This window comes from Actinotalea ferrariae CF5-4, assembly GCF_000603945.1.
Taxonomy (GTDB): domain Bacteria; phylum Actinomycetota; class Actinomycetes; order Actinomycetales; family Cellulomonadaceae; genus Actinotalea; species Actinotalea ferrariae.
Window position 1 is genome coordinate 1 of sequence record NZ_AXCW01000437.1, and the last position, 1,646, is coordinate 1,646.

At 77.8% G+C, this 1,646-nt stretch carries 1 protein-coding gene and 1 pseudogene; one reads left to right on the forward strand and one right to left on the reverse strand.

Features of this window, described 5'->3' with window-relative positions; genetic code table 11:
• A partial coding sequence (locus tag N866_RS18615) for an SbcC/MukB-like Walker B domain-containing protein (protein ID WP_281173283.1) occupies positions 1–1,340 on the forward strand: 1,340 nt, incomplete at its 5' end.
• A gap of 12 nt (positions 1,341–1,352) precedes the next feature.
• On the opposite strand, the pseudogene N866_RS21700 reads toward N866_RS18615, so the two are convergent.
• Positions 1,353–1,646: pseudogene (locus N866_RS21700) on the reverse strand (hypothetical protein); the annotation flags it as partial.

Sequence of the window (1,646 nt, forward strand, 5' to 3'; positions counted from 1 at the left end):
CCGAGTCCGCCGTCACCGCTGCGTCGTCCCGCCTCGGGAGCCTGCGCGAGGCGCTGGAGGCACGCCGGGCCGTCACGGGCGGGCTGGACCAGGCCGCCGCCAAGGCCACGCTGCTGGCGGCGCAGGACGCCCGCGACCGGGCCCGTGCCGCCGTGCGTCGCCGCACGGAGCTGGACCAGGCCCTGGTGCGTCACGACCAGGAGACGGTCGCCCTCGACCAGCGGGTCGGGGCCCTCGCCACCCGGCTCGCGGCGGAACGCGCCGAGGTCGGGTCGCTCACGGCTCGTCTGGCCGAGGACTCCGCCGCGGTGGGTGCGGAGCTCGACGGCCGCGCCACGGTGGCGGACCGGGTGGCCCACGTGCGCGACCGCGCGCGGCGGATCGGCGCCTGGCTCGACGCGACGGCGGCCGTCCTGTCCGCGACGACGTCGGTGGACCGCTGCGAGGCGGACCTGGCGGCCGCCCTCGCCCGTGCCGGACTGGCCTCGGCGGCCGAGGTCCGCGCCGCCGCCGTCGCGGACGCGACGCTCCAGGAGTGGACGCGCCGGGTCGAGCAGCACGCGCGGGACCTGCACCGCGTCCGAGCGGCACTGGTCGAGCCGACGCTGCGCGACCTCGCCGAGGACGCCGTCGCGGACGTCGTGGGCGCGGAGGCCCGGCACCGTGCCGCCGACGACGTCGCGACCTCCCTCGCCGCCCAAGTGCGCGACCGGGCCCAGGCCGCGGAGGACGCGCTCGAGCGGCTCCGGGCCGCCGTCGACGCCGCCGAGCACGTGCGGCGTGAGGCGGTCCCGGTGGTGCGGATGGCCGACGTCGCCACGGCCGTCGGCGCGGACAACGCCAAGCAGCTGACGCTCGCGACGTACGTGCTCGCGCGCCGGTTCGAGGACGTCGTGGCCGCGGCCAACGGGCGCCTGACGGTCATGTCGTCGGGCCGGTTCGAGCTCGTCCGGTCCGAGGAGCGGGAGGCGGCCCGGTCGCGCCGGACCGGCCTGGCCATGAAGGTCGTCGACCACGAGGTGGGCGGCGAGCGCGACCCCAGGACGCTCTCCGGAGGGGAGACGTTCTACGTCTCCCTCTGCCTCGCCCTCGGGCTCGCCGACGTCGTCACCGCGGAGGCCGGCGGGACCGAGCTCGGCACGCTGTTCGTCGACGAGGGCTTCGGGACGCTCGACCCCGAGACCCTCGAGGTGGTGCTCGGCGAGCTCGGCCGGCTGCGGGACGGGGGCCGCGTCGTCGGGGTCGTCTCGCACGTCGAGGCGCTCAAGCAGGCGATCGCGGAGCGGGTCGAGGTCCGCCGGCTGCCCGGTGGCGGCAGCACGCTGACCGTCCGGGCCTGAGCCCGGACCCGCTCACCACGACCAGCCGCGCGCGGCCAGCTCGATCTCCTCGCGGAACCGCTCGCCCTCCGAGCCGGGGCCGCCGTCCACGGTCGCGACGTCCTCGTCGTCCACCTCGACGCCCGCCATCCGGCACGCCTCGACGAGCAGGGCGTCGTAGGCGGCCCGGACCGCGATGAGGCGCCGCGCCCGCGCGTAGACCTGGGGGTCGTTCTCCAGCGTCCGGAGCTGGTCCGCGAGCAGTCCCAGGCGTAGCTGCAGCGACAGCACCTCGAACGGGTCGGGCGGCGGCGGGGGCGGGGGCGG